General features: G+C 69.8%; 4 protein-coding genes. 2 read left to right on the forward strand and 2 right to left on the reverse strand.

Annotated features, from left to right (window positions below):
* Window positions 1–34 precede the first annotated feature (34 nt).
* Entirely contained in the window at window positions 35–1582 is a 1548-nt protein-coding gene (locus GD1_RS17800) for a tryptophan 7-halogenase (RefSeq protein WP_059038612.1), read from the reverse strand.
* Entirely contained in the window at window positions 1579–1848 is a 270-nt protein-coding gene (locus tag GD1_RS17805) for a phosphopantetheine-binding protein (protein ID WP_059038613.1), read from the reverse strand. The genes GD1_RS17800 and GD1_RS17805 overlap by 4 nt, the downstream gene beginning before the upstream one ends.
* Window positions 1849–2048: 200 nt before the next feature.
* On the opposite strand from GD1_RS17805, the gene GD1_RS17810 reads away from it, so the two are divergent.
* Both GD1_RS17810 and GD1_RS17815 read left to right on the forward strand, forming a co-directional pair.
* The gene (locus tag GD1_RS17810; protein ID WP_059038614.1) at window positions 2049–5144 is read left to right on the forward strand and encodes a non-ribosomal peptide synthetase; all 3096 of its coding nucleotides are present in this window, start codon (window positions 2049–2051) and stop codon (window positions 5142–5144) included.
* Window positions 5141–7192: condensation domain-containing protein (locus GD1_RS17815; RefSeq protein ID WP_157079537.1), on the forward strand; the 2052-nt coding region annotated here is incomplete at its 3' end. The genes GD1_RS17810 and GD1_RS17815, both read left to right, overlap by 4 nt.

Raw genomic sequence — 7192 nt, forward strand, 5'->3', positions numbered from 1 at the left:
CGGCAGCCGGTGGGGTCCGTCGTCCGCCGCGACCTCAGACGTGCACATCGGCCGGCTCGGCCCAGGCCAGTCCGTCGGCGGACGGCACGAGTCCGCCGTCGAGCAGCGGCGGTTCGGTGGCGCCCTCGGTCACCGCTCCCCGCGCCTGCAGCGCGTTCATCTCCTCCATCACCTCACGCACCACCGGGGCGGAGAACATGTGACCCATGCGCTGGCCCGAATCGGTGTCCATCCCACCGGTCTTCGCCGCGGCTGCGGTCAGCGCGTCCGAGGACGACCGGAACCGTTCGATGACCTGCGCGGCGTCGGTGAGCACATCCTCACCCGAGTAGCCGCCGGCCACCAGTGAGACGAAGGCCGCCATGTCGGTGCGGTCGAAGTTGGTGACCTTGCGCGCCTTCCAGAAGTACGAGTCCTCCGACTGCTCCATGTCGTAGAACGCCGACAGGAACTCGTAGAACACCGCGTACTCGCGGCGGTAGCGACCCTCGAACTCGGTGAACGCCCGCTCCTCGGTCATCGTGCCGTCGAGCACGCTGTTGATCGACCGGGCGGCCAGGACACCGGAGTAGGTGGCGAGGTGGACGCCGGTGGAGAACACCGGGTCGATGAAGCAGGCGGCGTCGCCGACGAGGACCATCCCCTTGCCCCAGAACCGGGTGTTGGCATACGAGTAGTCCTTGCGCAGACGGATCTCGCCGTAGGTTCCCTCGGTCACCCGGGTGGCGTCGACCAACATGTCGCGGACGATCGTGCACCGGTCGATGTACTGCAGGAGCGTCTCCTCCTGCGCGTTGATCACGTCCTTGGCCTTGTCCTTGGCGATCACCACGCCGACGCTGGTCAGGGTGTCCGACAGCGGGATGTACCAGATCCAGCCCTCGTCGAAGGCCGCGCACAGGATGTTGCCGCTGTCGGGGGCCGGAAGTCGTTTGCCCCCTTCGAAGTACCCGAACACCGCCACGTTCTGGAAGAAGTCCGAGTAGACGCGCTCGGCACCCGCATGGCGGGTGAGTCGGGTCGAGTTGCCCGATGCGTCGACGACATACGACGCCCGGATGTGGTGCTCGGTGCGGTCGGCATCGACGTAGCGGACGCCGACCACCCGGCCCGAGTCGTCGGTGTCGACACCGTTGACGCGGCACTCCTGCCGGACGTCGACACCGTTCTCGGCCGCGTTGTCGAGAAGGATCTTGTCGAACTTCATACGCTCGACTTGGTAGGCATAGCTACCCTCTCCGGCGAATTCCGGTGAGATCGCGAACAGGAAGTTCCACGGCACCGGATTGGTGCCCCAGCGGAAGCTGCCGCCGCGCTTGTGCATGAATCCGGCGTCGCGAACCTTCTCGTAACACCCGAGGAGTTTGCAGACGCCGTGGATCGTCGACGGCAGCAGGGATTCGCCGATCTGGTAGCGGGGGAAGCTCTCCTTCTCCAGCTGGATCACGCGACGGCCGCTCTTGGCCAGCAGGGTCGCGGTGGTCGATCCACCGGGTCCTCCGCCGACCACCACGACGTCGACCTCTTCGACGGTCGCAGGCCCGGTACCGGTCGCGGCGTTCGCGCCGTCAACCCCGCTCATCGGGCGTTTCCTGCGGCTTGACCTGCACCTTCGGTGAGTTCTCGAATCCACGATCCGACCACCGGGTCGGAGGCGAGCACCACCAGATCGGCGTGTACCGCCCCGGCCGCGCGCCATCGCTCGATGAGGGACATGAGTCGAACCGAATCCAGTCCGATGTCGAGAACATTGGTCTCGTCGGTGATCTCGGTGTCGTGCAGATCCAGGATCTCGGCGATGTCGCCGATGATCCGTTCGCGGGTCAGCACTGCGTTGCCGGCAGCCATCTCGTATTCCTCACTTGTCGGCCATCATCTCGATGGCACTTTGCACACTCGACCGCCTCGGCAGATGGTCCCAGGCGTATCATTGGCCTCACTGGGCTAGACGCAAAAGTTAGCCTGGCCTAATATAGCTCCCGACCGCCGGTTCTGCGTAGCCCCCCGCTTTGGTGAGTCTTGCCAAACAAAGGGTAGGCTCGCTTACCATGTCTGTTGTCCGTGTCTCCTCGTGTGAACCCCTGTTCGCAGCGTCCGCGGCGGCCCAGGGCCTGTGGGTTGCGCAGTCGGTGATCGGACCGTCACCGGTCTTCACCATCGGTCAGGTCCTCGAGTTCACGACCGCCCCCGACACCACCCGACTGGTACGGGCGGCGACGGCTGCCGCCGCCGAGGCCGACCTGCTGAGCGCGCGGTTCACCGACGACGACAGTGGACCACACTATCGACTCGGCGACCCGATCCCGGTGCGCCACATAGATCTCGGCGCCGACCCCCGTGCACTCGCACAGCACTGTGCCGATGCCGTCGGTCGTCCCATCGATCCGGTCACCGGTCCGTGCGCGGAGATCTCGATCCTCACCGCCGGAGCCTCGACCGGGCTGCTCGTCGTCGCCCATCACCTCGTCCTCGACGCCTACGGACTGGGCCTGCTCGTCCGTCGCATCGGGCGGCTCTACGACGACCCCGCCGACACCCATGCGCTGCGTCCGGTCACCGGGCTGCCCGCCGGCATCGATGCACCCCGGGCCGACGACCAGGAGTTCTGGGCGCACGAACTGGCCGGTGTCGCAGGGCCGCTCACGCTCTCCGGTGCCCCCCGCGGACACCGGATCGCCGCACGTGTCCACACCCGCCGATCGGTGATCGCCGGGGCCGGGGCCCTCGCCCGCACACCGGCATCGCTCACGGCGGTGGTCGCGGCGTTCTGCGCCCGTCGCGCCGACACCGACGACGTGATCCTCGGTTTCCCGATGATGAACCGGCTGGGATCACCCGCCGCGGCCAGCGCATGCAGCATGGTCAACGTCATCCCGTTGCGGATCGCCGCGGCCGGATCGTCGACCCTCGAAGAGATCGGCGCGCACGTGACCGAGCAGATCCGCGCGGTGGGTCCGCACGCCCGCTACCGCGGCGAGCAGATCGTCCGCGACCTGCGACATCGCGGGGTCGACGGCGCCAACGGACCGACCCTCAACATCAAACCGTTCTCCTCGACCGTCACCATCGGCGGTCATGCCGCGACGATCCGGTCGCTGGCCCGGGGACCGGTGGTCGACATGGCCATCACGTGTGCCGACATCGACGGCGATCTCGAGATCATGGTCGACGCCGACACCGAGCTGTACGACGAGGCGGCCGTCGAGGAGATCTGCGCCGAACTCACCGAGGCGGTCACCGCGGTCGCCACCACACCGGAGCTGACCGGAAAACCCATCGGCGCATGGCATCTCGCCGCCGACCGCGCGCGAGCCACCGCCATCACCGCCGACGACGAGCGCACCCGCCGGCCGATCGGTACAACGCGGCTGGTCGACCGTGCCCTCGCCCACCCCGACGACACGGTCGCGCTGGTCTTCGGTGCCGAGCAGGTGCGGGTCGCCGACCTGCGCCGCCGCGTCGACGCCCTCGCCGGGCGACTCGGTGTGCTGGGCCCGGAGGACATCGTGGCCGTGGCGCTGCCACGCGGGATCGATCTGATCGTCGCGCTGCTCGCCGTCCACCGCAGCGGTGCGGCGTTCCTGCCGCTCGACCCGGGGTTCCCGGCCGACCGGCTGGCCGCCACCCTCGCCGACGCCGGACCGGTCGCGGTGCTCGAACCCGGCCCGGACGGCATCGCGATCGGCCGGCCCGACGGCGCCGACACGTCGCGCGCCGATCGTGACGTCGTGCCGTCGCACGATCTGCGCTCGCCGGCATATGTGATCTACACATCCGGCTCGACCGGGACCCCGAAGGGTGTCGTCCTCGACCACCGGGCCCTGCTGAACTTCACCGAGGACATGATCGACCTGCTGGGCTACCGCCCGGGCCGATCCGTCCTTGCCGTCACCACCATCTCCTTCGACATCGCGATCCTGGAGACCCTCGTACCGCTGGCCGCCGGCGCCACGGTGGTCCTCGCGACCGCAGACGACGTCCACGATCCCGACCGGCTGGCCCGGATCGTCACCACGCACGGTGTCGACGTCATGCAGGCGACGCCGTCGCTGTGGTCGGCACTGCTCGAGTCCGGTCACGGATCCGCACTCGCCGGCGTCGACGTCCTCGTCGGCGGTGAGTCGGTGCCGGCCGAGCTCGCCGCCGAACTCGCCGGTCACGCCGCATCCGTCCGCAACATGTACGGCCCCACCGAGACCACCATCTGGTCGACCACCGCACCGCTGACCGGTCACGATGTCCCGATCGGTGAGCCCATCGCCAACACCGGTGTGCGACTTCTCGATTCAGCACTTCGTCCGGTCGGCGACGGCCGCGTCGGCGAGCTGTATCTCAGTGGCGACGGCCTGGCCCGGGGCTACCACGGCAAACCGGATCTCACCTTCGCGCGCTTCGTTGCCGATCCCTTCGGGCCGCCCGGTGCACGGATGTACCGCACCGGCGACCTGGCCCGCCGGGGCGCCGACGGCGTCCTCTACTGCCTTGGCCGCACCGACCACCAGGTCAAGATCCGCGGATTCCGGATCGAGCTGGGTGACGTCGACACCGCACTGGCACAGCATGATTCGGTCGATCGAGCGGTCACCACCGCATTCGACGGACGTCTGGTCGCCTTCGTCAAGCCGACCGCGGGCCACGAGGTCGACGTGCGCGAGCTACGGGCGCACCTGACCGACCGGCTCCCCGACTACATGATCCCGGCCGCGGTCATGGCCGTCGACGAGTTCCCGCTGACACCCAACGGCAAGGTCGACCGCCGTGCACTGCCGCGACCGGTCTTCGGTTACCCGGCCGGCGACTCACGGCCACCGGCCACCGACACCGAACGTGCGCTCGCCCAGGCATTCTCGGAAGTTCTCGGGGTGCCTGCCGTGGGTGCCGACGACGACTTCTTCCTCCTCGGCGGTGACAGCCTGACCGCGGTCCGGGTGGTCACCCGCCTGGCCCGCGACGGCCTGCGCATCACCCCCATCGAATTGTTCGACAACCCCACCGTCGCCGGATTGGCGACCGTCGCGACCACGGTCGCGACGGCACGACCCGATCCGGACGCCGCCCGCCCCGCCGACGGTGAGTTCGCGCTCACCACCGCGGGTATCGGTGCCGACGAGCTCGACGACCTGGCCGATGGAGATCTCCTGTGACGACCACCGACACCTCCACCCCGGCGGCTCCCGCCCTCGACGACGTCCTGCCGCTCACCGGGCTGCAGGAGGCGATCGTCTATCACTCCACCCGGCCGCGCCCGGCAGGCACCCCGGATCCGTACCTGATCCTGGCCGACGTCGACCTCGCGCTGCACGTGCCGGTCGACACCGACCTCACCACCCGTGTCACGGCCGCGCTCGGCACGGTGATGGCCCGGCACGCCACCCTGCGCACCTCCTACACCCGTCGGCGCACCGGCGCACCGGTCGCCCGCGTGCACGCCGATGTCGAGGTTCCCCTGGAGACCTGCGACCTCGGTACGGCCGAGGACCTGGATTCCCTGCGACGCCGCGAACGCATCCGCGGGATAGCACTGACCTCACCCCCGCCGTTCCGGGCGGTCCTGGCCGCCGACGACACCGATGCGCAGCCGCGGCGCCACCTGCTCGTCGTCGCCCATCACATCGCGCTCGACGGCTGGTCGATCCACCGGCTGTTCGACGAGGTCGTCCGGCTCCTGCGTGGCGAGACGCTGCCCGCACCGGCACCGGTGAGCGAGTTCCTGCGGTGGCGCGAGGGGCGCCCCGACGACCTCGGCATCTGGCGTGAGGTGCTCTCGGGTCTGGACTCCCCCACCCTCGTCGCCCGGTCCCGGCGCGCAGACACCTCCGGTGGCCGGGTGATCTCCCACCGGCTGGGCGCCGACGAGTCCGAGCGGCTGCGCGAGTGGGCACGTGCGCACGGCGCATCGCTGAACACCGTCATCCAGGTGGCGTGGGCGCTGGTCCTGGCCGATCTCACCGACACCGACGACGTGGTCTTCGGTGCGGTGGTCTCCGGCCGCGACCCGTCGGTCGACCGTGTCGACGAGATGGTCGGGATGCTGATCAACACCATCCCGGTGCGGATCGTGCTCGATCCACGAGAGTCGTTGCCGGCGCTGGTCTCCCGCGTACAGCGCGAGCAGCTGTCGCTGATCGGTCACCACCAGACCCCGCTCGGCGACATCCAGAGCGCCCTCGGGATGGGCGAGCTGTTCGACACCGTCGTCGTCTTCGAGAGCTTCCCGCGTGGCCCGGTCCGGCCGCATATCGAGGACGAGAACAGCTATGCGGCAACCATTCTCGTCGAGGATGATCCGCAGATCCGCATCCTGCTGGAACGCCCGCAGGCCACCACCGCCGACGGTGTCGCCGAGCGCGCCTGTGCCGAGCTGCTGCCGCAGCTGGTGCGAACCCTGACCGCCCTGCCCGAGCGGCCGGACGCCACCGCCGCGACACTGCCACGCAGCGACGCCCCGCCGTTGGGTGCCGCCGCACTCGACGCCGTGCCCACCCTGCCGTTCGAGCCCGTGGCCGAGCAGATCGCACGGGCGACCGACGCCGATCCGGATCGGGCCGCGGTGATCGTCGGCGAGCACACCCTGCGATATGCCGATCTCGACGCGCTGACCGGCCGGATCGCCGACGGCCTGCGCACCCGTGGGATCGGGCCGGAATCGGTGGTGGCCGTCCACCAGCACCGCGGCGCCGCACTCGTCGCGTCGATCCTCGCGGTGCTGCGGGTGGGTGCCACCTACCTGCCGATCGATCCCGGCTACCCGTCGGCCCGGATCACGTTCATGCTCGACGACTCCCGGCCCGACCTCGTCCTCGACGACGCCACCGCCGAACTCCTCTCGGCCGCACCGGACGTCGCGGACCGGCCGGCCGATCGAGGACCCGACGGCCCCGTCGCATCGTCGGGCACACACCCGGACTCCTCGGCGTATCTGGTCTACACCTCCGGCTCCACCGGCACCCCCAAGGCCGTGCTCGGCACGGCGGGCGCACTGGCGAACCGGGTGGCCTGGGCGGCCGCGAACTGGGACGGCCGGGTGGTCCTGGCCAAGTCGTCGGTGGCGTTCATCGACGGCACCACCGAACTGCTGGGCGCGCTGGCCGCCGGGGCGACGGTGGTCCTCGCCGACGATGCCGTCACCCGCGACGCCCTGGCCCTGGCCGAGCTGGCCGACGCGCACGAGGTGGACCAGATCACTGCGGTG

It is taken from the genome of Gordonia desulfuricans NBRC 100010, assembly GCF_001485495.1.
Classification (GTDB): domain Bacteria; phylum Actinomycetota; class Actinomycetes; order Mycobacteriales; family Mycobacteriaceae; genus Gordonia; species Gordonia desulfuricans.

Bases quoted from the DNA above. Each gene is read 5' to 3' on its own strand.
- GD1_RS17800 (WP_059038612.1), bottom strand. From the start codon at position 1,582: ATGAGCGGGGTTGACGGCGCGAACGCCGCGACCGGTACCGGGCCTGCG.
- GD1_RS17805 (WP_059038613.1), bottom strand. From the start codon at position 1,848: ATGGCTGCCGGCAACGCAGTGCTGACCCGCGAACGGATCATCGGCGAC.
- GD1_RS17810 (WP_059038614.1), top strand. From the start codon at position 2,049: ATGTCTGTTGTCCGTGTCTCCTCGTGTGAACCCCTGTTCGCAGCGTCC.